This is a genomic window from Grimontia sp. SpTr1, assembly GCF_947387585.1.
GTDB classification, from domain to species: Bacteria; Pseudomonadota; Gammaproteobacteria; order Enterobacterales; family Vibrionaceae; genus Enterovibrio; species Enterovibrio indicus.
Window position 1 is genome coordinate 12,359 of the sequence record NZ_CANDOD010000025.1, and the last position, 22,625, is coordinate 34,983.

Consider the following 22,625-nt stretch of genomic DNA (forward strand, 5'->3'; position numbering starts at 1 on the left):
TCCTGAATCTAATGAAGAAATCAGCTTCAGAATATGCCGCATTCGCATTTAGAAATGTGATTAATCACTGTATTTTAAATGAAGAGCAGGAGGCGACAGCGCGCCCCCTGCCCCGCTTTTATATGGCGTTCCAGTTACTCAGTTCAACGCAACGGCCGCGGTATAGCACTTGGCTGTCCGGCGTCTCTCCAATGGTGACAATCAGCTCTGAACTGTTCTGCAATTGCTTCCATTCCGCAGTCGACATAAAGCGGGTGTCATTAATGTTTCTCAGCGTGTCGATGCGGGTAACCTCACCGGATTCTTTATCCCGCATCCACACAGTGGCCGTTTCCGGCGGTAACTCCGATTCGCGCAGGTTCCGCTGCAGACGCAGTGTCGACTTCGCATCCCCTAATCCGCGATACGCCACAATGGCAAACAGATTGTGTTCCTGTTCAGAGGACATCAAAGCAAAGTAGTTCGCAGGCTGAACAATAATCGGCCCTTTCTTTGGAGCCTCTGGAGGCATGATGCTCGGACTTATCAGCACACCCATCACCAGCGAAAAGGCCAGTGATAAAGGCATGATGAACCCCTTCCACCAAGGCGCTTTCGCTACAGTTCTGGCGACTTCACGTTGGGGGTTAACAGCTGCGTCGATATTGCGCCAAACCCGCTCAGGCGGTTGGGTAAACTCCCAATCTAAATGTGCATCGATAGAAGGGGTGATACCGGCAAAATGCTGCTGCCAGTGCTCAATGTGTTCCCACCAACTTGGGTCCTGATTCATCAAACATTCCAGACGACGCCGGACTTTGGGTGTGAGCGTGCCGAGGACATATTCAGCGGCGAGCCTGTCTCTTAACTCCGTGGATTTGTAGCGTTTCACAACGGTTAATTTAGGCATCGCTTCAGCTCCATCAGTCCGCGTCGAATCCAGGATTTCACTGTTCCCAGTGGAGATTTTACATGTTCGACAATTTCTTCATGACTCATGCCGTGCTCATAGGCGAGGACGATGACACTGCGCTTTTCTGGTGTGAGCGCCTGCAGGCAGTAGCTTAGCTTCTGGTGCTCGGGATGTGCGCCGTTTTCCAGCGTTGCCAGACCTTTGTCGGCCTCTGACATGGGGTCAGAGACCGATACTTCCTTTGAGTAGCGTGCCTTTCTCAGTTCATCAATGGCGAGGTTACGCATACTCTGACATAGCCAGGCCCAAGGGTATTCAATAGGGTAGCTATGCTGTCTGAACCAGAGTTTCAGAAACCCCTCCTGCAGTAAGTCTGCAGCCAATCCTTCGTCTTTGACGATGGATACCAGCAAATGATAAAGACGTGAACCAGTAAGCGAATAGAGCGCTTCAAAAGCGCTCCGATCTTTCAGGGCAATGCGGGAGAGTAGCTCACCGACTTCCTTGGTATCGAGACTCAAATATCACCTCATAGCGGCACCATGTGCCAGATGTCCTTCACGCCGTCTCCTGTCGTTTGACCCGGCGCGGTATCTTTAATCCATCGGTAAAGCGGCATACCTTTGTATGTCCACTGAACGTTCCCATCCTTGCGCTCTGTTACCCCAAAATCACCGGACAATGTCAGTGATGCCAAGTTCTGCGTGTCCACCAAAGCGGGTGGCCAATAAGCGGCGCAGTCGCCATAGCAGTTGGAGATACCCTTTTCATCGTTATCAAAGGTATAGAGGGTAAAATTGTTGTCATCCACCAGATAGCGGCGGTTATCATCGTTATATAGTCGGACTGTCACATCATCGGCACGCGCTAAAGGCCAAACACCTTTGATACCTGCTCCTTCGATATCGCCTGCCTTCATGTCTTTAAACCAGCGGTAAAGCGGTGCGCCCTGATAAGCCCATTGTTCACTGCCATCGTCGCGACGAATAACGCTGAATCCAGATTGACTGCCATACAACATTTCTGTCGCTGGATTGACTGGAAGGGGGGGCCATTTTGCTGCGCAGCCGCCATTACAGATGGATCTGTCCTTTTTGTCTTTGCTGAAGGTGTAGAGCGAGTGCCCGTTCGGGTCGACAAAAATCTCACCTGCAGCGGTGTTGACAGTGTTGTCTGCGGCAATAGCCAGCGCTGGAAGCACCAACAAAGTGCCGACAAGCATGTGTTTGTACATGGGATTTCCTTCTCATTGTTTTTGACATCATGAGACAGCGCTGTCAGAGAAGGAGACGGTGGGAAAGGCGGATTGGATGCAGGTTATTCGAAACTTTTTTCAACGGTTAATTTTGGCCAATATGAGAGCCAATTTTTAGAATGAATGCGCTGGTGGAAGAGGGTGATATCGCGCTTGGGATTAGGCGTGATTTTTAACGCGAAAAGAGACTCAAATCCGAAAGAGGAAACACACTCTAGTACGCCATCGTCAGTGAGCCGGACAGCCACGGCAGTTTCCTGCTCTGGCCAAAAACTCATGGCGTCCAAGATATCCTGATAAGGCTGGTCACCATTTCTCGTGTGCATTCTAGCTTGATTGCGAACCTGCCAGTTAAGTGTTGGCATCAATGCATTTAACTTCGCTTCGTACGACAGGTAGGCACGCTCATCAGTTTCATTTTCATTGAAATAAATCACATCCACATCATTGAGCGGGGTGTCGTTTTCTTTGTGGTGCAGGCGATCCCAAACCAGATTACGGACAAAGCCCGCGGCGAGATAACCTTTGGGTAATTTGAGAGAGTGAACCACCTTGATCGCCTGCATGCGTAAGGCGTCTTCTTGAATCCAGTCAATGATGGTTTGCATAATGTTAGGGAATAGAAAATGACTAATGTGGATATATTACCACTGAAGTCGGTAAAGTTAGCCATGTATAATTGGGTTCGGACAGCGTTTGGGAAGAAAGGTCAAAGAAGGGGCCATGGATTGTTTAGGTATTTTTCATTCTATTTTAATTGAAGCTAAAAACTGTTTTGGATAAGTGGATGGCTACATCTCCAGTTCTGGATATAGGAATAGAGTGAAAAGAGACTGGAAGTTTTCTGGGAGTAAGGTTTAGAAAGCTGAAAAGCCGATCAGAATCCAGCACAGATTGAAGCATTTCTTAGAGTGAAGAAAAATAAATAGAGCCCACTAAGGGCTCCACTTTTTATGCGTTAGCAGTGAGGCTCTGCACTATTTCTAGTTCAGCCTTCGAGCATACTTGCTTGCTCTAAGACATGATAGAGATAACAGTAAATGGACTTAATTGAGCCACACATCGCATATTGCATCTGTCCATGTGTTTCTTAATTGGGTACTCACTTCATTATCAAACAGTAGCCCTTCAATCGATTCGACGTCGCAGCGGTCCCGATATTTATCAAAGATTTCACGGGTTACGCATTGCGCCTCACTTCTTAGTGCATCGCTGATAGAGTCACCCACGCGCAGCTGTCCCAATACGTCTACTGCTTGCATGTATTCTAAGTCCATATTCCCTCCCCTTTCGGGAAATATTCCACTAATACCAATGTGCCAAGTGTATAACCAAAAGACAGATGTCTATTTGTTAATAATTGTTGTATTAATAGTTGGCGCATATCTAAAGTTTCGTCAACTATTTTTGTCAAATTAATATTATGGGTGTTTTTAATGTGAGACGAATTATTGATGATCTATGCGCGTAATTGCATCTCCGGATCTTTGTTTTAATTATGCCGGATGAAAAGAATGGGAAAAGAAGTGAAACTTTGAGGAAGGTTTGATGAGCTTTGTTACCAAACGGAATCTTGTAATTATTACATTTTCATGAAAGCCCTGCAGATTAGCAGGGCTTTGGGAAAATGAATAAAACAATTAGTCTTCGGACGTTGCGCCAATTTTGTGGATAGCCAAGTCAGCACCGTTATATTCGTCTTCTTCGCTCAGGCGAATACCAGCCGCTTTTTCAACCAGAGTATAAACAATCCAGCCACCAACAAATGCCACAACCACACCAGCAACGGTACCGATGATCTGAGCCATCAGGCTAACGCCACCTAAGCCGCCCAATGCTTCTGAACCGAAAATGCCTGCCGCGATACCGCCCCAAACACCACAAACGCCGTGAAGTGGCCATACACCCAGCACGTCATCAATTTTGAAACGGTTTTGGATAAGGGTGAACAGCCAAACGAACAACACACCAGCCACACCGCCAGTAATCAGTGCGCCGATTGGGTGCATCAAATCAGAACCGGCACAAACGGCCACAAGGCCAGCCAATGGACCGTTGTGCAGGAAGCCTGGGTCATTTTTACCTGCAATAAGGGAAGTGACGATACCACCCACCATGGCCATTAAGGTGTTCACTGCGACCAGACCGCTGATACCGTCCATGGTTTGTGCTGACATCACGTTAAAACCGAACCAGCCAACAGTCAGGATCCACGCGCCCAGCGCAAGAAATGGGATGTTTGAAGGGGCAAACGCTATTAGCTTACCGCCACGGTAACGGCCTTTACGCACGCCAAGAATCATAATGGCAGCCAGTGCAATCCATCCGCCAACGGCGTGAACCACGACTGAACCAGCGAAATCATGGAAAGGGGCGCCAAAGGTGGTTTCTAACCAATCCTGAAAACCAAAGTTGCCGTTCCAGATCAGCCCTTCGAAAAATGGATAAACAAAAGCGACGATGGCTGCTGCTGCGATCAACATAGGATAGAACTTAGCGCGCTCTGCGACACCGCCGGAAATGATGGCTGGAATCGCCGCTGCGAAAGTCATCAAGAAGAAGAACTTCACCAACTCGTAACCATTCCCTTCTGAGAGAACGCTGGCACTGCTGAAGAAGTTGACGTCATAGGCAACCCAGTAACCAATGAAGAAATAGGCGAGGGCTGAGAAGCCGAAGTCGGACATGATTTTCACCAGGGCATTAACCTGATTGCGATGACGGACGGTACCCACTTCCAAAAAGGCAAAGCCTGCGTGCATTGCCAAAACCATGATGGCACCGATCAGAATAAAGAGCGTGTTCGCGCTTTCTGACAGCGTTTGAATCGCGCTACTAATATTTTCCACGTTGTAATTCCTCTACTTCCTTGAGATTGAATTTCCTGTGGATGGGGATAGCACAAAGCGTGCCTGAATGATCTAAATAAGTGCACGAAAGCGCCACAAGTGTGCAAATATGGATTAAATCAATGATATTTATATAGAAAATCATGCACCACTCAAGATGTCTATTGATATTGGAAGCGGGGATATTCAAGAGAAGGGATGTTTGATGCGCTTAAACGGGGCATGTTTGCACTATCTTTGTGCGAAAGTTAATGAAGCATAAACGAAATGACTGACGCCGTGCTCTTTATTGTTCCTTTTTGATGGATGTGAAACCACAACTACAAAAGAACGCCGCGATCACAACGCCAGCCAAACTGGCGGAATCCTACATCTTCAGGTTGTTTGGGCGTAAGATCAGCCGCTTATCTTTGCTCTAGCCATACATCACAGATGGCATCGGTCCAACTGTTTCGTAATTGCGCGCTGACCATGGAATGATCTAGCAGTGAAAAGATAGCGTCGATATCGCACTTATCTTTGTGCTTATCGAAGACTGCTCTAGCTACCTCACCGGCCTCGTCCCTGAGTGCTTCACTGATTGAGTTTCCTACCCGTAATTGGCCCAAAACATCAACCGCTTTAATGTAATCTAAATCCATTTTCCCTCCTAGCCAGAGAATTCAGTTTGATAGTTTACAAAGAAGAGTGTCAAATACCCTTCAATGCCTAAATTATCAGGCATTTTGGGTTTATTTGTGTATGCATTTTGAGACTTATGCACTGTGTGTCTTTGAAGGCATTTTTGGAGAGAGGCGGCTCCTTGGTACCGAAGCAGCGAAGACACATCATCGTTAACTTGGGTATAGAGCAGCATAAAAATGCTGTTGACGGTTATCTGGCTTATGTCTTAAGCGCTTGACGAATAAAGCCGTTGTGCTTCTCGAGCCGTGCTGTTGCTTCTTTGGCATCAATGCCAGCCAGAATCATTAAGATCGCAGTTTTACAATGACGCCCGCAAGCTTGAAGTGCTACTTCAGCCTCATCAGCACCGACACCAGTGGCTTCTACGACGATGTTGACCTGACGCTGAACTAATTTTGCGTTGGTGGCTTCAACATCCACCATCAGGTTGCCGTACACTTTGCCGCTTCGGATCATCGCGCCTGTTGTCAGCATGTTCAGCACCAGCTTTTGCGCTGTTCCTGCTTTCATTCTTGAAGAACCCGTCACAATCTCAGGCCCCACCACAGGAATGATGGCGATGTCTGCCTCATCTGCCATTGCGCAGACAGGGTTACAAACAATTGCGGCTACGGTTGCGCCGACAGATTTGGCGTAGTGCATCCCACCCAGTACATAAGGTGTGCGGCCGCTGGCGGCAATCCCCACCACCACGTCTTTAGCGGTCAGGCTCAAATCCACCAGATCCTGCTTGCCGAGTTCGACATTGTCCTCGGCATTCTCAACCGCTTTTAAAATGGCTTGATGACCGCCAGCAATTAACCCCACCACAAGTTCAGGCTTGGTGCCGTAGGTTGGTGGACACTCGCTGGCGTCTAAAATACCCAAACGACCTGATGTGCCTGCACCCATATAAATCAGTCGGCCACCCTCCGCAAAGGCTTTAGTGATGGCGTCTACCGTCTTGGCGATTTGTGGGAGTTGATCTTTCACTGCGAGCGCCACCTTCTGATCTTCCTGATTGATCACTTCGAGCATTTCCAGCGTGGAAAGTTTGTCGATTTCTGCGCTTGCAGTGTTACGGCTTTCTGTGATCAGTCGGGTTAGATCTATTTTCATCAGTAGTGTGCTCATTTATCAGCGGATTTTTGTGCGACCAGTATTCCTGAAGCGCAGGGATAAACTCAAGAAAAAAGGCATTTTTCCCATGCTTGAACCGGGCTTCAATGCGTCTGGTTTCTACCATCAATATATTCGATTTTAACGAGTAATAACGTGAATGGTCATTTTCGTCAGGATGCTTAGACTCTCCCTTCTTTTTCTGCGGTAGAGCGTTATGCATTGCAAATTCTTCGATCAGCACAAGTGCCGTTCATGCGAATTGAGGGGCGTCCCTTACACCCAGCAAGTCGCTGACAAAGACAACGCGCTGAAATCCCTGTTTGAGAACCGCTTGCCAGAGCAGTGGTTATCGCCGGTATTGAGCAAAGAAACGGGCTGCCGCAACAAAGCCAAGATGGTGGTGCTGGGTGCAGCGCATCAACCTGTGTTGGGTGCAGACGTAAAGTTGGGAGATAACCCTGAACTGGTCAGCCTGACCCATTGCCCACTCTACACCGAAGACATGACCGCACTACTGGATTACCTACAGGATTGGATTCGCACCTCCGGTATTCCGCCTTATAACAAAACAAAAAAGAAAGGCGAGCTGAAATACATTCTGCTGACTCGCGCTGCACATTCCGGCGAGTTCATGCTGCGATTTGTGATGCGCAGCCGCGATGCTATGCCGCGCGTGGAAGCGAACTTAGCGAGGCTTCGTGAGGCGTTTCCGAAAATCCGTGTCGTGTCTGTAAACCTGCAGCCCGTGCACATGGCGCGCCTTGAAGGCGATGAGGAAATCTTCCTAACAGAAGATGAACACCTTATCGAGCAATTCAACGACGTACCGCTGGTAGTGCGTCCGAAAAGCTTTTTCCAGACCAATCCTGAAGTCGCCGCCAAACTCTATGCGACAGCGCGTGAGTGGGTAAGAGAACTTAAGCCAAAACACATGTGGGATTTGTTTTGCGGCGTTGGTGGTTTTGCTTTGCATTGCGCGTCGGTGACCGAGTCTGTAACCGGTATTGAAATCGAGCTGGAAGCCATTGCGAGCGCGAAGCGTTCTGCGGCAGAAATGGGAATTACCAACCTCAGCTTTGATGCGCTTGATTCGGCGAAATTCTCGCTGCTGCAAGACAGTGCACCTGATCTGGTGCTGGTCAATCCACCCCGCCGTGGCTTGGGTAAAGAGTTGGTGGCACAACTTGGTGAGTTGGCACCCAACCACATTATCTATTCCAGCTGTAATCCAGAAACACTGAAAGCCGATGTTGATGGTTGGCAGAACTACACCGTCAAACGTCTGCAATGGTTTGATATGTTCCCACACACAGAACATGCCGAAGTCATGGTGCTTCTGGAAAAGCGCTAACCCTCGTTCCCTATCTTTCTTGTTTCAGCCTGCTTCGGTGGGCTGAATACGCCTTTTTGTTCTCGTTTAGAGAACAATCATTTCATTTATCTTCTGTTCTTCCTCAGTGCAATAACACCTATTGTTAGCCCATCAGCAAATTACACAGCTTGGAGGCACGGCAATGGGCTTATTGGTAGACGGTGTTTGGCGCACCGATTGGTATGACACCAGCAAAACAAACGGACGCTTTACCCGAAAAGCGCCGAGCTTTCGAAACTGGATCACGAAAGAGGGTTCGGCGGGGCCAACAGGCGAAGGCGGATTTAAAGCAGAGCCGGGTCGTTATCACCTTTATGTTTCATTGGCGTGCCCATGGGCGCATCGCACCCTGATTTTTAGAAAGCTGAAAGGGCTGGAAGCGATGATTTCCATTGCGGTGGTCAATGGCTTCATGGGCGATGACGGATGGACCTTTCTGCCGGGCGATGATGTGGTCGAGGACACGATTAATGGCGCGACCTATTTGCATCAGGTGTATACGAGCGCGCTACCGGATTACACCGGCCGTGTCACGGTGCCAGTGCTTTGGGATAAGAAGACAGGAACCATTGTGAGCAATGAGTCTTCAGAAATCATTCGTATGCTCAACAGTGCGTTTGATGAAGTTGGCGCGCTTCCGGGTGATTACTACCCAGAAGCATTGCGGGAAGCCATCGATGAAATGAACGATTTTGTCTACCCGAACATTAATAACGGTGTGTATCGCGCTGGGTTTGCGACCACGCAGGAGGCTTACGATGAAGCAGTGGAAGACGTATTCAGTGCGCTGGACAAACTGGAAGCGCATCTGGCGACCAATCGCTACCTCGTGGGCGGGCAGCTTACTGAAGCAGACTGGCGTTTGTTCACCACACTTATCCGATTCGATGCTGTTTATGTCGGACACTTCAAGTGCAGCCGTCGCCGGATCAGTGAATACCCAAACCTGTCAGGCTACCTTCGTGAGCTCTACCAGTTCGGGGGTGTCGCAGAGACAGTAAATATCGATCATATCAAGGCGCACTATTACGCCAGCCATGAAACGGTCAACCCAACCCGCATTGTGCCGATTGGCCCGGCGTTGGATTTCGATGCACCGCACGGACGTGAAAACGTCGGCGCTGCGCAGTATGGAGGTTAGAGATGGGCAAGTTAATTGAAGGCCGTTGGCTCACCGATGACCAACTGCGTGAGTGGGAAGAGAAACAGTATTCAGAAGCAAACGGGCGTTTCGTTCGCGGCGTCGCCAAGTTCCGTAATTGGGTCACCGCAACGGGAGAAGCAGGGCCAAGTGGTGAAGCTGGTTTTAAAGCCGAAGCAGGTCGTTATCACCTGTTTGCAGCACTGAACTGCCCTTGGGCGCATCGCACTCTGATTTATCGAAAAGTCAAAGGACTGGAAAACGTGGTGGGTTTGTCTCTGGTGGCACCACTTCGCACGGAGCAAGGATGGGTGTTCGATAACACCGAGGAACGCTTTACCGACAATCTGCTCGGGCTTGAAGCCATGCACCAGCTCTATGTGAAGTCGAATCCCGATTTTACCGGCAGAGTCACGGTGCCTGTGCTTTGGGATAAAAAGACCCAAACCATTGTGAGCAATGAATCGTCGGAAATTATCCGCATGTTTAACAGTGCGTTTAACGAGATTACCGGTGATACGCAGGACTTCTATCCGGAAGCGTTGGCTAAAGAGATTGATGAAACCAACGACTGGATTTTCAACACGGTCAACAATGGCGTGTACAAATCCGGATTTGCCAGAACGCAGGATGCGTATGACGAGGCAGTCACTGCGTTGTTTGCATCACTTGAAGAGATTGAAGCGCGCCTTGGCAAACAAGCGTTCTTGCTGGGTGATGCCATCACCGAAGCAGACTGGCGATTGCTACCGACATTAGTGCGGTTTGATGTGGGTTACTTCACCGCCTTCAAGTGCAATTTAAAAGCGCTGCGGGATTACCCGAATATCTCAGCGTATTTGAAAACACTGGTACAGCAGCCTGGCGTAAAAGACACCATAGATTTGGATATTTATCGCCGAGGCTATAACTCGAAAAGCCCACTTAGAAATCCGCACGGTATCGTGCCCGTTGCGCCATGCGTGAGCTTTCTTGATTAAACCAACAGCAATCAACGCAAGGAGGATCCATTATGTTGTTCTCAATCAAAAACAAAGAAAGACGCTTCAACGCGGCAACAGAAATGTCTGCGTTGGTCAATGACGAAATGCAGCGCGACAGCGCATTCCACCCGAACCTTGGTGGCGTCACCAAAGGTGGTATGTCGAACCATTACCCAATGACGATTATGTCGCTGCAGGGATTAGGCGCGACTGATAATGAAATCAAAGCATTCCGCAGCAGCTGGCCACGTTACCGTGCACGTATTGAAGAAGACCTTCACCTGCGCGATACCGGTGTCGTGACCGAAGAGAATTGGACGGAATACCTGGGAAAAGCGGAATACCTTGCAGACTTCCAACGTCTTTTCTTCGAAGGGCAGGAAGCAGCGAATGACCAAACGGCGTATCTGATGGGCGTACTTGAAAAGCTGCAATACGCGCTGCCGATGGGTCTGTTTCACCCGGTGATCCGCCTGAGCTTTGCCATTATGCATGGCGACAAAGGGCTGATTGCCGATGCCTTAGCGTACTGGGCGATCCGCTTTGAAGATATGTACAAGCGCATGTTGCCCCCACGCATTGATATGTCTGCACAGTCTATTACTGCAGAAGATCAATGGCTGAAAGTGCATGCTGCCAAACCTGAAATCACCCGTTTCGGTGGTAGCTTGCAAATCTGCGAAATGCTCTGCTCAGACACCGTACTTCATGATATTTCGGTAGCAGATGAGTTCTTTATTACGGAAGAAAACATCGAGCTGAAGATGCGTGAAATTGGTGACCGGGCGATTGGTTTGTACCTGTATGAACCTGCGTTGACCACGCTTCATGCCGTCACGAGTTTTCAGGCTTTGGCAGACATCACTAAGCGTGTGCTGGCAGAGGGGAATGGTTATCGTCCTTTGTTGGCTGAATTATGGCAACGTTACTGGATATGGTTAACAGGTCTTTACATCGAGAAAGGTTATCCTAAAACCCTGCCGACGTTGGATGAAGATGCGCTGGCATACGTGAATGCCATCGACTGGGCAGACATTGCCAGTGGAATCCGTAAAGTGCCGGAAGTGCATGCCATCAAAATGGTATTCAGCTGCAAATGGCTGTTTGAAGAACTGGATGAAAATCCTTTGTTTAAAGCTTCAGCCATCAATGTGTTGGCGGATCACACCCATGTGAAGCCAGTGAAGTTGAGCTGATAAATTTGCAGATCTGCAAAAATAGAGGTTTAACTAAAAGAGCGGGCATTGCCCGCTCTTTTTAATGTTGGTATTTAATTAACGCTTTTGCTTTTTCGCCTGGTTGGTCAGGTCGAAATCAAACTCATCTGGGAACAGTACTACACCTTCCAGATCGGTATTTGGGAAAGCCACGATAGAAAGCTCATCGTCCAGAAGACCGTTAGTCCAGCGGCTGTGCCATTTGTTCAAGCCGATTGGCTCTGGTTTACAATGTTCCCACTCGCCGGTTGCCCATTCTTGTGCGAATTCTTCATTCGGCCATACTGGCACACAATCTTCGTCTTCGGTGTTGAGCATCACACAACCATGCTCATCGGTCAGGATCCAGATTTCGCGGTTTTCCACCACTTCCTTCACTAGATATTTGTAACGTTGGTCTACGTCGAATTTCAGGATTTCAGCAATGCGTTCCTGAGTCAGCGTCTTTGCCATTTTGATTTCCACCGGGCAATAAGTTAAGAGTGGCATTATCGCAAGATGTGAGTGTAAAAGCGATCATACCATAACTGGTCTTTATTCGCGGGCGACTAAGCCCGTTTCAAAGAACACAACAGTTGTGTATCGGTCCGCTTCATGGTGTAAGGATGACAAATAGATAGAGAACTGCTTTTCCCCCGACTTTTCCGAACCGGTAATATTAAATTTCGGCGTTTCGTTACTGGAGATGCAAGCCATAATTTCGCTGGTCGTTTCTTCAGAAAAAAGGGTGTTAAGGTGCCTGATATTGGAAAGCTTCTCTTCAGAATGTACTATTGCAAACTGATTGGCTCTAATGATTTTTTTATTCTTAATTAACAAGATGCCATATTTATTTTCACTCAAAAATAAACGGGTGTAGATGTCGTCTTCTAGATGTTTTCGCTCCTCGATATCTATCTTCGTGACATCCTGATTTATTTCGAATGCGCCGAGAAAATCGTTATCGCTGTTATAAATGGGTGCGGCATAAGAAATGATTTTTTTGAAGTTGCCATCGAGAGATTTAATGGTGATGACTTTAGGGTCTATGGCCTGCTTATTCTCAATTGCCATTGAAAGTGGACGTTCAGAAGCTTTGAGTAAATGGCCGTCTTCGGTACTCCAACTTTGTGTCGTCTGGTAGTGCTCTAGTTTGGCAAAGGTGGAGCCTCCCCAAATGCGTTCGGCTTCTGGGTTGATGAGATTAATGACGCCTTTTTCATCTGTTCCCCAAAACCCTACCGGGATAGATTCCAGAATACGTCTCAGCAATAGTTCTTTCTTCTCAAGTGCTTTTTCTACCTCTTTCCTTTCCGTGATTTCAGAGCATATACCAATGACTTTTGTCGGCCTGTTTGAAGCATCGAAGTATAGCTTTGCTTTTGAATTGAACCATTTAAGTATGCCTTTTGATGTGACTGAAGAGAAATCCCAGGAGTGTGGTTCATCTGCACCAAACACATGTAAGAGCTCTTCAAGGGCCATGTCAGCATAAGGGAGCATACAATTGGGAAGGTTTTTATCCTCGACACCAAAAAAATCAGCAGCATTGGAAGAGCACTCGACTGAACCTGTCAGAACATTCCATTCCCAAGTAATAATATCTGCCATTTCATGGGCTTGCCTCATGCGCGCTTCACTTTCCATGATCTGGTTCAGATACTCTCTACGCATGTCTTTGGCATTGGATTCGTTGTGCGAGATTTGCTGGACGCTTTCTACGGCTTCATCACCATATCGCAACCATATCCAATTGACTTTCAGATGGTCAGCAAGGCTTCTTAGATTGCCATATTCAATTTGTCCGCCCTTGGTCCAACGGTTCACTGAAGGAATAGAGGTTCCGATAGCCGCTGCAACTTCAGCCTGAGTTTTATTTTGTTGTTTAAGCAAGGATTTTAAACGCTCGCCGAAGTTGTCTTTTTTCATATTCGTCCTCAAGCGGCATTTAGAAGATTAGGAGAATGAAATACTAGCATGAAGTATCGGAAATTAAAGGGTAATTTCTTATTGAGTAATTTATTACTTGACGAGTAATTTTTTTGATTATATAGGTTATTGTACGGTTTAAATGGCAGTAAATTATGAGATAAAAAGCATATTAAAGTGCATGTTTAATACTGGAGAATATTATGAAAACAAGAGTAATCATGACGTTATGTCTGACTGCTGTCGCTGCAAATGTTCAAGCTCATGGAGTAAAAGTCCCGTCTGATAGCAAGAGCCTTCAAATATTCAAAGATGTGCCCTCAATGCAAATAGCGTCAATGAATGAGCCCGGCGTGAACGCCTATTTTGAAGATATTGTTGGCTCCGCTGATCCCAACGCGCCTATTGCCTGCGGTATCTTCAAAATTGAAAAGGGTAACCCTCTTGTTTACACCTACGACTATGACGACAGCAAAGTGATTCTGGATGGACACATTTATTTTTCTGATGGTAACCAGAAGGTTAAAGGAGAAGTCGGTGACGTATTGTTCTTCCCGAAAGGCTCAACAATCACTTTCTCGACGGATGATTCAGGACTGGCTTATGCCTGCGGACAAAGGAAGTTGTTCTAGAGACGATGGTAACTATCACTAGAAATAGGACTTTAGGGAGAGAAGGACATGAAGTTATCCCTAGCAAAATCAACCTTTGCTGCCGTCGCATACCTTTCTTACGGAGCCGCAGCACTGGCAGTTGAGAACTTAACAGATCTGACCCATAACGACCCGTTTTTTTACACCAGTGATCAAAATATTAAGGCGGATAATGACGTCAAAGTTTTACTTGGCATAGGGCGTCCAAACCGAACACATTCTCAGATCCCCCATCTTCCCGTATACATGGGATACATGAACACCAATTCGACCTATCGGTTTGTGAATATTGCCGAACAGGTATTTACCATGATTGGTGAGGGCAAACATGGTCTTTGGCGTGTACAGGAAAATGGGAACGTCAGGCTGTACCGGCGGCGCAACGCCGAGGGGATTCAGCCCGGAGGTGATTTATATGCGGAAGAAGCCGTTAAGAAAATAGGCAATGAATACGGCTATTATTTGGAGGATGAAAGCTGGTCTGGGTACAAATATCCTGATGAAAAACTGAGCGAAAGCGGTAATCTCAATTACATCGATGTTCCCATTACTCACCCCATCTTCAAGGGCAAATACGCCAACCATGAGCCAATCGACCTATCAAACTGGTATTGCACCATGTCTGGTAACGACTTCCCCTATGCCAAGAAAGCAATGGATTTTGCCTTTAGTCAGGAAGCAGCTAACCAAATAGGACCTCTCGGTAAAAGAGCGGGGCTTGATGTAAAGGAAAACTACCTCAACGTGCTCAGGCTCGATCATTTTCCCGATGCTAAGTCCTGGGTGAATGTTGGGCAGGAAGGAAAAGATACGTCTTTTGTTGAGTGGAAAGCGATTGATACCTCTAAAACTCATGTGGAGTACTACCTGGTTGAGCGTACTTTCTTCAACAAGCCTTACCTTTTTTTGACGGCCGTTTACGATAACCTCAATAACGCAGATCACCAGTACGTCAGGCCTGATGGTGCGTATTACGCGTCTTTAACTGATGCAGGCAAGCTAAAAACTGAAGTGACCATGGCGCCAAGGTTTAACTTGCTTGGCGGGAGTGAAGGAGAAGCCATTGGTTTGCCAATCTATGGTGTTCACCATCCTAACCGGGCTGTATTTGGTGGGGGTGGGGCATGTCCCCTTAAAGGTGGAGATTGGGGACGTTACCCTGATACGGCTGGTGGTGCGGGTTGGCCCACGCAATATGAGGAAGTGACGCCGCTCTGTGATGCTGTGCTTCTCGACATCAAGTTTTACACCAATCTTGATGGGCGTTCATGGAACGACCCGAACAAATATCTGGCCAATGCAGGATTTGGGACAGAAACCGTGACCTATAAGATGCAGCCCGGTGAATACGGTGTATTTACGGACGACTATCACACCTCGAAAGGCATTAAAAACCCTGACAGTCAGCATGTGCCAGAGAAGTTAGAACTCACCTATCCGGCCGTCTCAGAGCCAGTTGGCTACAATGAGCCCCCTGCGGGAAATGTGATGCTGGGAATGATCCCCAGTGAACAGAGTACTTGTCGGCCAGTACTCGCCAAAAAATGAGCAACACCATTTTGCGAAGGTATGAGCGGGTATGCAGTTGATGCCCGCTTTTTTATGCCCCAGCGTCCAGCACTCCTGTAAGTATGTGGGGATGCATTGAGAACATGTTTGCAACAATATCATCAATGCGTTTTCTGCCGTCGTCTCGGCCAAGCCAGCGTTCACTGGGCTGGTCGATTTCCATTCTATGAATGACTGTCGTCGGAGGTCTGCTCAAAAACCAGATTTCATCTGCCAGCGAAATCGCTTCACGAAGGTCGTGGGTGACAAACACCATAGTCGATTGTTGGCGCTGCCACAGCGCAATAAGTTGTAGCCTAAGTTGATCGGCTGTCGGGGCGTCAAGCGAGGTAAAAGGCTCGTCTAGCAGCAGTAGTTCTGGGTGATAAACGAATGCTCTGGCAATACTGACTCGACGCTGCATGCCACCTGAAAGCTGAGCAGGATAGCTATCCAACTTATCAAGAATACCCATGGCACTGAGAGTTTCCTGAATGGCGGGATTGTTCTTCCCAGCTATCAGTTCAAGGTTTTCCTTGGCAGTGAGCCAAGGCATCAACCTCGGCGATTGGAAAATGTAACCCACCCTCGGTTTTTCTTCGGATACATTAGAAAAGCCGATCTCTCCTTTCTGTGAGCTTTCCAACCCTGCAATCATGTTGAGTAAGGTGGATTTACCACAACCTGAAGGGCCAACAATCGCGGTGATTTTCCCAGGTTTTATTTGACCACGCAGTGAGCCCAGCACTGGCGTTTCAGAACCATAGTTTTTTTCTTCGATATTGAGCGTAATGGATATCATGCCCGCCCCCTTGAGACGACTTTGTCGAGCGGGCGGAAAATCAATGCTTCGAGCAGGAATATCACGGTTACAAACGCAAAGGTATAGGCAAGAATCCCGGCAATATCGAAAAACTGGAACATGGTGTGAAGCTTGAATCCAACACCATTGCTGCGACCTAACAGCTCTACAACTAGCACGATTTTCCAGATCAGTGAAAGTCCGGTACGTGCGGAAGCCATGATGTATGGATAAAGCTGGGGTAGGAAGACGTTAAGAAAGCGCTTAGTTGGGGGAAGGCGGAAGACCTTGGCAACATCCATCAAATCATTATCAATCACCCGCGCCCCTTCGCGGATCATCGCAACAACGGTGGGGATCTTGTTCAGCGCTACGGCAGTAACGGCCGCGGTTTCCACCAGACCAATGCTCAGGTAGCAAAGCAAGATTGTCACAAGAGCAGGGATATTGAGGGCAAGAATCAATAAGGGATCTGATAGCTCATTGAGCCTTGGAAAGCGACCCATCATGATGCCAAATATCACCCCGAGCACCATGGAAATAATGAAACTCAGAAATACGCGCCAAAGCGTGATGCCAAGATGAGAAAGCATCTGCTCATTGAGTAGCTCAAAAACAAACGCGTTGTAGACCTGAACAGGCGTTGGGTATTCGGCGCTGTTAACCAGCGCCGCTGACCACTGCCAGAACACCAGCAGTAGAATCGGAAGGAGATAGCGTTGGTAGCCTGGTAAGCGCACTCGTCAGCAAATCCTCTTTGATATTTGGCTATGGTTGTAGCCAAAAGGTGCCGTCACTCAGTGAGGTTGATTCACCCACGAGTTTTGGCCCACCCTCTTTAGCGAGAATATCGAAGATCTGAGCTGCCGCTCTCAGCTGCTCGTCGCCGAAAGTCCCTGAGAACCCTCTGCGATAAGCAGCTTTCAACGCATTGAAAACGTCGTCATTCTCCGCTTTAGTGAGCGGTCGTATAACATCCCATTCTTGATCCGAAGCGCGTAGCAATGCTCTCGCTTCTGCGGATGTTTTCAAAAACGCTGAAACAAGAGATGGGTTCGCATTCGCCCACTTTTCATCGAACACCCAGCCAAGCATAGGCACTTGAGTGTTGATCCCTAAGCCTTCAACGATTTCATCAAGGCTAATAACGGGCTGGAATCCAGCCGCTTTGAGCCTTGCGCCGTAATGCCAGAAGTTGATACCGACTGGGACTTTGTTTTGCATCAGAAGTTTGTTTAACAGCGGGGGCGCGACAAACTGTTGTTCAGTCAGTTCGCTGATGGCTTTGTCTTCTTTGGCTTCGCAATAGGCTTGGTAAAGAAGCCAGGTTTTGTCGACAGAACCACCCGCTATCCCGAGTGTTTCTCCGCTGATATCACAGGGAGAAGAAAGGGTTAAATTCGAAGCGGCATACACGCCACCTGCGGTGGCAGATGTCGGAGAAAGCGTATAGGTTTTGCCTGCCGCTCGTTGTCTACTGACCCAAACCCAGTCGGAGAATATGACATCGACGGCGTCACCTTGTAAGGCCACGGAAGACGCGTTTTTCGAAGCCAGCGGCGTAATATCTAAAACAAAGCCAGCTTTCTCGTCCAGTTTGTGGCGTTTAATAACGTCCATTTCCCAGTTAATGGTACCGAACTTTAGAACCCCGACTTTAACCACTGGGAATTCGTTCGCGAGCGCTGAGAAAGATGTTGCTATCAGGACGGTGGCGGAGAACAGACTACGTATTAACGCAGCGGAGAACATTCTAACCATGACGGTTAACCTCTTGATTCCGGTGGCAACAGATTTAAAACTAAGCAGTTAAGTGTTTATGCACAATGCTACTTTGTGACGAAAAAACACAATTGCTGTGTTGGAACAGTTGTAGGCATGTTGTTTTTGTTCACTGTGAGCGAGGCACTTGTGCCTCGCTCCAAAGGTCAACATACCCCAAGAAAAAAGACCATTGACCGAATAGGATCCGAGGGGAGGAGGTTATCAATGGGTTTCGCAAAAAGGGTTAACTTAATGTGCAATCATCACATGCCGTATGGCGGTGTAATCATCCAATGCATACATCGACATATCTTTGCCATAACCCGAGCGTTTCATGCCGCCATGGGGCATTTCATTGGTCAACATAAAATGGGTGTTTATCCAGGTGCAGCCATATTGAAGCCTTGCTGCCGTTGCCATGGCTTTACTGACATCACGAGTCCAGATAGAAGAAGCCAAGCCGTAATCTGAGTCATTCGCCCAGGCTACCGCATCTTCAACATCTGAAAAACGTGTCACCGAGACCACAGGTCCAAAGACTTCCTTGCGGACGATTTCATCACTTTGCAGCGCCCCGGCGATGACAGTGGGTTCATAGTAAAAGCCATTCCCCGGTAGAGTTTTCCCACCTGTCACAACTTCAATGTGTTTTTGGTTGGAAGCGCGCTCTACAAAGCTGGCGACGCGCTCTCGCTGGCGATGTGAGATAAGCGGACCAATATCGTTTGTCTCGTCATCATCATTGTTGTACTGGATGGTACTGACGGCAGCGCTGAGATCCGCTACTAATTTCTCGTAAACACTGTCACCGACATAAATACGGCAGGCGGCCGTGCAGTCCTGTCCTGCGTTGTAGTAACCAAAGTCTTTGAGTCCGGCAACCACGAGATCAATGTCCGCATCGTCAAATACAATAACAGGCGCTTTGCCGCCCAGTTCTAAATGTGTCCGTTTTACAGACTTACTCGCTGCTTCCATCACTTTCTTGCCGGTCGCAATATCACCGGTGATTGAAATCATATCAACGTCAGGGTGATTGATAAGTGCATTCCCAACAGTTTCACCGCGGCCAAGCACCACATTGACGACACCTTCAGGTAGCTCGCTGGCGAGAATATTAACAAGATGCAGGGCGGTGAGTGGTGTTTGTTCTGAAGGTTTGAACACAACAGTATTACCACCACCAATGGCGGGTGCGAGCTTCCAAGCGGCCATCATCAGTGGGTAATTCCACGGTGCAATTGAGGCGACAACACCGACAGGATCACGGCGTAACATCGAGGTGAACCCTTCCAGATACTCTCCGGCCGCCGTGGTGGTTGTGCACCTTACTGCGCCTGCAAAGTAGCGGAAGCAGTCAACGATAGCAGGGATTTCATCATTGAGAACCGCACCATAAGGTTTCCCGCAATTGAGCGATTCAAGTCGCGCAAACTCTTCAGCAGAGGCTTCGATGCGGTCGGCAATTTTCAGCAAGCATGCCGATCGCTCCGCAGGCGTTGTGCGCGACCAGTGCGTAAAGGCTTTTCGGGCCCAAAAGACCGCGCGGTCAATTTGATCTCTGGAGGCTTCCGGCAGCTCAATGATGGTTTCCCCATTTCTTGGGTTCAGTATGGTTTCTTTCGCATCCTGGCCAGCTTCTATGCTTTTACCAATCAACATGTTTGTGTCCATGAATCCTCCTCACTTTCCTTGTCCGCCAATGTGGCTGCCTTCACGCGTCACGTAATAGGCGATAAGAATTGGTAGAAATGTCACCAGAACGACGACCATAGCAACAACGTTGGTGACGGGTCTTTGCCTTGGTCGCACAAGCTCTTCCAACATCCAGATGGGCAATGTGGCTTGTTGTCCTGCAGTAAATGTGGTGACGATAACTTCGTCAAATGAAAGGGCGAATGCCAACATGCCACCTGCCAATAATGCGGTGGCGATATTGGGCAAAATCACGTATCTGAAGGTCTGGAAGCTGTTTGCACCCAAATCCATAGAAGCTTCAATTAATGCGCCTGAGGTCCGGCGAAAACGCGCTACCGCGTTGTTGTAAACCACAACAATACAAAAGGTGGCGTGGCCCAATACGATCGTCCAATAGGAAAACGGAATGTCAGCCAGATTGAACGCTGAGCGAAGGGCAATCCCCGTAATAATGCCTGGCAGTGCGATAGGCAAAATCACCAACAGGGAAATGGTTTCGCGCCCAAAGAAGCGAGATCGCGAAACTGCTGCCGCACAGAGTGTTCCCAACACCATGGCGATGATGGTTGCCAAGCTGGCGACCTTCAGCGAAAGGGTTAGCGCCTCCCAAACATCAGGGCGGTTCCAGGTCACCTCAAACCAGCGCAGCGTGAAACCTGGTGGCGGCCACTGGTAGCTCTTTTCTTCAGTCGTAAACGCGTAGACAAATATCAACAGAATAGGCAGGTGCAAAAAGGCCAGCCCACCGAAAGCGGCGACTTTCAACAACCAAGGTGCTTTGGGGGAAGAATTAGAGTGCATTGAAAGCCCCCATGCGCTTCGCGCCCATTAGATAGAAACCCATGATCACGATTGGGACCACCGAGAAGGCTGCAGCAAGAGGAATATTCCCAGCAGTGCCTTGGTGAGAGTAAACGGCTTGCCCGATAAACAGGCGGGATGAACCGATGATCTGAGGGATGATGTAATCCCCCAGTGTCAGTGAAAACGTAAAGATCGAGCCCGCGACCATACCTGGGAGCGCCAAAGGGAGCAGCACATGGCGGAACGTCTGAAGTGGCTTTGCGCCCAGATCTGAGCTGGCTTCCAGCATGCTCGACGGTACGCGTTCAAGCGAAGCTTGCAGCGGCAAGATCATGAAGGGTAACCAGACATAAAGGAATACCAAAAAGGTTCCTGTATAACTCACAGACAGCGAGTTACCACCAATGATGGGTATTGAAAGGTAGGCGTTAAGCAACGCATCTAGGTGCAGTTGGGTAAGCAGCCAGTTAAGAATGCCTTCTTTGGCGAGGATGAGTTTCCATGCATACACCTTGACCAAATAGCTCGACCAAAGTGGGAGCATCACCCCGAGATAGAACAGGGCCTTCCATTTCCCATGTGCGTAGCGGGCAGCAAAGTAAGCAACGGGAAAAGCAATGATCGCAGCGCCAACTGTCACGAATGCCGCCATAGATACGGTACGGACAATAATGTCGAGGTTGGCGGCGCTGAAAAGTTCGCCGTAGGTTTTCAGTGTAAATTCGTACTGAATCAGTCCGGTGAACTCATCGATGGAAAAGAAACTTTGGATGAGAAGTGCAAACAAACTGCCCAGATAGACGACGCCCAGCCAAAGTACGGGGGGGCCAAGAAGAATCGCGAGCAAAACGCTTGGCTTTCTCCAAAGTAAATCCGAGAAGCTGACCAATAATCCTTTTGAAGCTGCACTGGGTGTTGTGACAGTAGAGGCTTGATGATTCATTTGGCCTCCATCAAATGCAGGTCGGTGGGCTGCCAGTTCACGCGAACCTGCATACCTTCTTCTGGCAGCACGGACGAAGACGGCGCGAGCAACGAGAGGGCGTAACCTTCAACATTCAGGCTTATCTTTGTCATCACCCCTAAGAAGCTTCTTCCTGTGACCGTGGCGCGTAGGCCTCCTTCATTCACGAGGTTAACGGCTTCTGGCCGCAGGCTTGCCCATCGTGATTCTCCGTTAAGACGCTCGACAAATTGCGGTGGCAAAACATTGGATGAACCCACGAAGTCGGCGACAAACCTTGACGCGGGATGACGATAGATGCCTTCCGGTGAGTCTACCTGCATGGCACGCCCTTCTGAGAAAACCGCAATCCTGTCAGCCATGGAAAGTGCTTCACTTTGGTCATGGGTAACAAGCACGAAGGTAATGCCCAATTGACGTTGCAGCGATTTCAACTCTTCCTGCATTTGCTCCCTGAGCTTGAGATCAAGCGCACCGAGAGGTTCATCAAGAAGCAGTACACGGGGCTTGTTGACCAGTGCACGAGCCAGGGCGACGCGCTGACGTTGCCCACCGGAAAGTGCAGCCGGGCGTCTGTCTGAAAAACCATGAAGCTTAACCATCTCCAGCACACTTTCAGCTTCCCGGTAGCGTTCGCTTTTTCCAACGCCTGCGATCATCAACCCATATGCCACGTTGTCGAGAACGTTGAGATGAGGGAAGAGCGCATAGTCCTGAAACACAGTATTTATCTGTCGTTGGTAGGGCGGAATGCCCGACACACTTTCACCGAATAGCCTGATATCTCCAAAGGAGGGCTGTTCAAAACCTGCAATAAGGCGAAGACTGGTGGTTTTCCCTGAGCCTGAAGGACCAAGTAAGGCAAAGAATTCACCTTCTTCGATAGACAGGGTTAGATCATCAACAGCCTTAACATCGCCGTAGCAACGTGAAACCGATTGGAAACTCACAGCATCGGACATCGTTACCTCCTTGTGTCCGGGGAATCCT

General features: G+C 48.5%; 23 protein-coding genes. 6 read left to right on the top strand and 17 right to left on the bottom strand.

Annotation, left to right across the window (positions count from 1 at the left end):
* Positions 1 to 118: 118 nt before the first annotated feature.
* The 8 genes from QL223_RS23685 to murQ form a co-directional block, all read right to left on the bottom strand.
* Positions 119 to 889, bottom strand: a complete 771-nt coding sequence (locus QL223_RS23685) for a hypothetical protein (protein WP_281546150.1) — start codon at positions 887 to 889, stop codon at positions 119 to 121.
* On the bottom strand, positions 877 to 1,413 hold the full coding sequence (locus QL223_RS23690) for an RNA polymerase sigma factor (RefSeq protein WP_002540701.1): 537 nt from the start codon (positions 1,411 to 1,413) through the stop codon (positions 877 to 879). Before QL223_RS23690 ends, QL223_RS23685 begins: the two co-directional genes overlap by 13 nt.
* An 8-nt stretch (positions 1,414 to 1,421) precedes the next feature.
* Positions 1,422 to 2,126: a hypothetical protein gene (locus tag QL223_RS23695; protein ID WP_281546151.1), complete on the bottom strand. Its 705-nt coding sequence runs from the start codon at positions 2,124 to 2,126 to the stop codon at positions 1,422 to 1,424.
* 83 nt (positions 2,127 to 2,209) lie between these two features.
* Positions 2,210 to 2,755, bottom strand: coding sequence for a nucleotidyltransferase family protein (locus QL223_RS23700; protein ID WP_281546152.1), 546 nt, complete (start codon positions 2,753 to 2,755; stop codon positions 2,210 to 2,212).
* A 438-nt stretch (positions 2,756 to 3,193) separates the two neighbouring features.
* Complete coding sequence (locus QL223_RS23705; protein WP_039850304.1) at positions 3,194 to 3,424, bottom strand: hypothetical protein; 231 nt, start codon at positions 3,422 to 3,424, stop codon at positions 3,194 to 3,196.
* 363 nt (positions 3,425 to 3,787) lie between these two features.
* On the bottom strand, positions 3,788 to 4,996 hold the full coding sequence (locus QL223_RS23710) for an ammonium transporter (RefSeq protein WP_002540709.1): 1,209 nt from the start codon (positions 4,994 to 4,996) through the stop codon (positions 3,788 to 3,790).
* A gap of 404 nt (positions 4,997 to 5,400) precedes the next feature.
* Positions 5,401 to 5,637 carry a hypothetical protein gene (locus QL223_RS23715; RefSeq protein WP_002540711.1) on the bottom strand — a complete coding sequence of 79 codons (237 nt, stop codon included), beginning with the start codon at positions 5,635 to 5,637 and terminating at the stop codon, positions 5,401 to 5,403.
* Positions 5,638 to 5,878: 241 nt separating this feature from the next.
* Positions 5,879 to 6,778: an N-acetylmuramic acid 6-phosphate etherase gene (gene murQ / locus QL223_RS23720; RefSeq protein WP_002540713.1), complete on the bottom strand. Its 900-nt coding sequence runs from the start codon at positions 6,776 to 6,778 to the stop codon at positions 5,879 to 5,881.
* Positions 6,779 to 6,995: 217 nt separating this feature from the next.
* On the opposite strand from murQ, the gene rlmC reads away from it, so the two are divergent.
* From rlmC to QL223_RS23740, 4 genes are all read left to right on the top strand, one after another.
* Complete coding sequence (gene rlmC, locus QL223_RS23725; RefSeq protein WP_039850305.1) at positions 6,996 to 8,132, top strand: 23S rRNA (uracil(747)-C(5))-methyltransferase RlmC; 1,137 nt, start codon at positions 6,996 to 6,998, stop codon at positions 8,130 to 8,132.
* 163 nt (positions 8,133 to 8,295) lie between these two features.
* Positions 8,296 to 9,294, top strand: coding sequence for a glutathione S-transferase family protein (locus tag QL223_RS23730; RefSeq protein ID WP_002540714.1), 999 nt, complete (start codon positions 8,296 to 8,298; stop codon positions 9,292 to 9,294).
* A gap of 2 nt (positions 9,295 to 9,296) precedes the next feature.
* Positions 9,297 to 10,274, top strand: a complete 978-nt coding sequence (locus QL223_RS23735; RefSeq protein WP_002540715.1) for a glutathione S-transferase family protein — start codon at positions 9,297 to 9,299, stop codon at positions 10,272 to 10,274.
* A 32-nt stretch (positions 10,275 to 10,306) separates the two neighbouring features.
* Positions 10,307 to 11,473, top strand: coding sequence for a questin oxidase family protein (locus tag QL223_RS23740; protein ID WP_002540716.1), 1,167 nt, complete (start codon positions 10,307 to 10,309; stop codon positions 11,471 to 11,473).
* Between the two features lie 78 nt (positions 11,474 to 11,551).
* On the opposite strand, the gene QL223_RS23745 is transcribed toward QL223_RS23740, so the two are convergent.
* Both QL223_RS23745 and QL223_RS23750 read right to left on the bottom strand, forming a co-directional pair.
* Positions 11,552 to 11,947 (bottom strand): DUF2750 domain-containing protein, encoded by a 396-nt coding sequence (locus QL223_RS23745; protein WP_002540717.1) that lies wholly within the window; start codon positions 11,945 to 11,947, stop codon positions 11,552 to 11,554.
* An 81-nt stretch (positions 11,948 to 12,028) separates the two neighbouring features.
* Positions 12,029 to 13,402: a PAS domain S-box protein gene (locus QL223_RS23750; RefSeq protein ID WP_281546153.1), complete on the bottom strand. Its 1,374-nt coding sequence runs from the start codon at positions 13,400 to 13,402 to the stop codon at positions 12,029 to 12,031.
* Between the two features lie 203 nt (positions 13,403 to 13,605).
* On the opposite strand from QL223_RS23750, the gene QL223_RS23755 reads away from it, so the two are divergent.
* Positions 13,606 to 14,034 carry an ethanolamine utilization protein gene (locus QL223_RS23755; protein WP_231590873.1) on the top strand — a complete coding sequence of 143 codons (429 nt, stop codon included), beginning with the start codon at positions 13,606 to 13,608 and terminating at the stop codon, positions 14,032 to 14,034.
* Positions 14,035 to 14,082: 48 nt separating this feature from the next.
* Complete coding sequence (locus QL223_RS23760; RefSeq protein WP_002540720.1) at positions 14,083 to 15,603, top strand: hypothetical protein; 1,521 nt, start codon at positions 14,083 to 14,085, stop codon at positions 15,601 to 15,603.
* Between the two features lie 52 nt (positions 15,604 to 15,655).
* On the opposite strand, the gene QL223_RS23765 is transcribed toward QL223_RS23760, so the two are convergent.
* The 7 genes from QL223_RS23765 to QL223_RS23795 all read right to left on the bottom strand — a co-directional run bounded on the left by QL223_RS23765 (position 15,656) and on the right by QL223_RS23795 (position 22,597).
* Positions 15,656 to 16,405: an ATP-binding cassette domain-containing protein gene (locus QL223_RS23765; protein WP_281546154.1), complete on the bottom strand. Its 750-nt coding sequence runs from the start codon at positions 16,403 to 16,405 to the stop codon at positions 15,656 to 15,658.
* Positions 16,402 to 17,145, bottom strand: a complete 744-nt coding sequence (locus QL223_RS23770; RefSeq protein ID WP_281546155.1) for an ABC transporter permease subunit — start codon at positions 17,143 to 17,145, stop codon at positions 16,402 to 16,404. Before QL223_RS23770 ends, QL223_RS23765 begins: the two co-directional genes overlap by 4 nt.
* Before the next feature lie 28 nt (positions 17,146 to 17,173).
* On the bottom strand, positions 17,174 to 18,166 hold the full coding sequence (locus QL223_RS23775) for an ABC transporter substrate-binding protein (RefSeq protein WP_039850307.1): 993 nt from the start codon (positions 18,164 to 18,166) through the stop codon (positions 17,174 to 17,176).
* Positions 18,167 to 18,418: 252 nt separating this feature from the next.
* Positions 18,419 to 19,843 (bottom strand): gamma-aminobutyraldehyde dehydrogenase, encoded by a 1,425-nt coding sequence (locus tag QL223_RS23780; RefSeq protein WP_002540724.1) that lies wholly within the window; start codon positions 19,841 to 19,843, stop codon positions 18,419 to 18,421.
* 9 nt (positions 19,844 to 19,852) lie between these two features.
* On the bottom strand, positions 19,853 to 20,668 hold the full coding sequence (locus QL223_RS23785) for an ABC transporter permease (RefSeq protein ID WP_002540725.1): 816 nt from the start codon (positions 20,666 to 20,668) through the stop codon (positions 19,853 to 19,855).
* Entirely contained in the window at positions 20,658 to 21,614 is a 957-nt protein-coding gene (locus tag QL223_RS23790) for an ABC transporter permease (RefSeq protein WP_002540726.1), read from the bottom strand. Before QL223_RS23790 ends, QL223_RS23785 begins: the two co-directional genes overlap by 11 nt.
* Positions 21,611 to 22,597, bottom strand: a complete 987-nt coding sequence (locus tag QL223_RS23795) for an ABC transporter ATP-binding protein (RefSeq protein WP_281546156.1) — start codon at positions 22,595 to 22,597, stop codon at positions 21,611 to 21,613. The genes QL223_RS23790 and QL223_RS23795 overlap by 4 nt, the downstream gene beginning before the upstream one ends.
* Positions 22,598 to 22,625: the final 28 nt, after the last annotated feature.

Coding starts and splice junctions, on each gene's coding strand:
- QL223_RS23685 (WP_281546150.1), bottom strand. CDS start 889: ATGCCTAAATTAACCGTTGTGAAACGCTACAAATCCACGGAGTTAAGA.
- QL223_RS23695 (WP_281546151.1), bottom strand. CDS start 2,126: ATGTACAAACACATGCTTGTCGGCACTTTGTTGGTGCTTCCAGCGCTG.
- QL223_RS23700 (WP_281546152.1), bottom strand. CDS start 2,755: ATGCAAACCATCATTGACTGGATTCAAGAAGACGCCTTACGCATGCAG.
- QL223_RS23705 (WP_039850304.1), bottom strand. CDS start 3,424: ATGGACTTAGAATACATGCAAGCAGTAGACGTATTGGGACAGCTGCGC.
- QL223_RS23715 (WP_002540711.1), bottom strand. CDS start 5,637: ATGGATTTAGATTACATTAAAGCGGTTGATGTTTTGGGCCAATTACGG.
- murQ (WP_002540713.1), bottom strand. CDS start 6,778: ATGAAAATAGATCTAACCCGACTGATCACAGAAAGCCGTAACACTGCA.
- rlmC (WP_039850305.1), top strand. CDS start 6,996: ATGCATTGCAAATTCTTCGATCAGCACAAGTGCCGTTCATGCGAATTG.
- QL223_RS23730 (WP_002540714.1), top strand. CDS start 8,296: ATGGGCTTATTGGTAGACGGTGTTTGGCGCACCGATTGGTATGACACC.
- QL223_RS23735 (WP_002540715.1), top strand. CDS start 9,297: ATGGGCAAGTTAATTGAAGGCCGTTGGCTCACCGATGACCAACTGCGT.
- QL223_RS23740 (WP_002540716.1), top strand. CDS start 10,307: ATGTTGTTCTCAATCAAAAACAAAGAAAGACGCTTCAACGCGGCAACA.
- QL223_RS23745 (WP_002540717.1), bottom strand. CDS start 11,947: ATGGCAAAGACGCTGACTCAGGAACGCATTGCTGAAATCCTGAAATTC.
- QL223_RS23750 (WP_281546153.1), bottom strand. CDS start 13,402: ATGAAAAAAGACAACTTCGGCGAGCGTTTAAAATCCTTGCTTAAACAA.
- QL223_RS23755 (WP_231590873.1), top strand. CDS start 13,606: ATGAAAACAAGAGTAATCATGACGTTATGTCTGACTGCTGTCGCTGCA.
- QL223_RS23760 (WP_002540720.1), top strand. CDS start 14,083: ATGAAGTTATCCCTAGCAAAATCAACCTTTGCTGCCGTCGCATACCTT.
- QL223_RS23765 (WP_281546154.1), bottom strand. CDS start 16,405: ATGATATCCATTACGCTCAATATCGAAGAAAAAAACTATGGTTCTGAA.
- QL223_RS23775 (WP_039850307.1), bottom strand. CDS start 18,166: ATGGTTAGAATGTTCTCCGCTGCGTTAATACGTAGTCTGTTCTCCGCC.
- QL223_RS23780 (WP_002540724.1), bottom strand. CDS start 19,843: ATGGACACAAACATGTTGATTGGTAAAAGCATAGAAGCTGGCCAGGAT.
- QL223_RS23785 (WP_002540725.1), bottom strand. CDS start 20,668: ATGCACTCTAATTCTTCCCCCAAAGCACCTTGGTTGTTGAAAGTCGCC.
- QL223_RS23790 (WP_002540726.1), bottom strand. CDS start 21,614: ATGAATCATCAAGCCTCTACTGTCACAACACCCAGTGCAGCTTCAAAA.
- QL223_RS23795 (WP_281546156.1), bottom strand. CDS start 22,597: ATGTCCGATGCTGTGAGTTTCCAATCGGTTTCACGTTGCTACGGCGAT.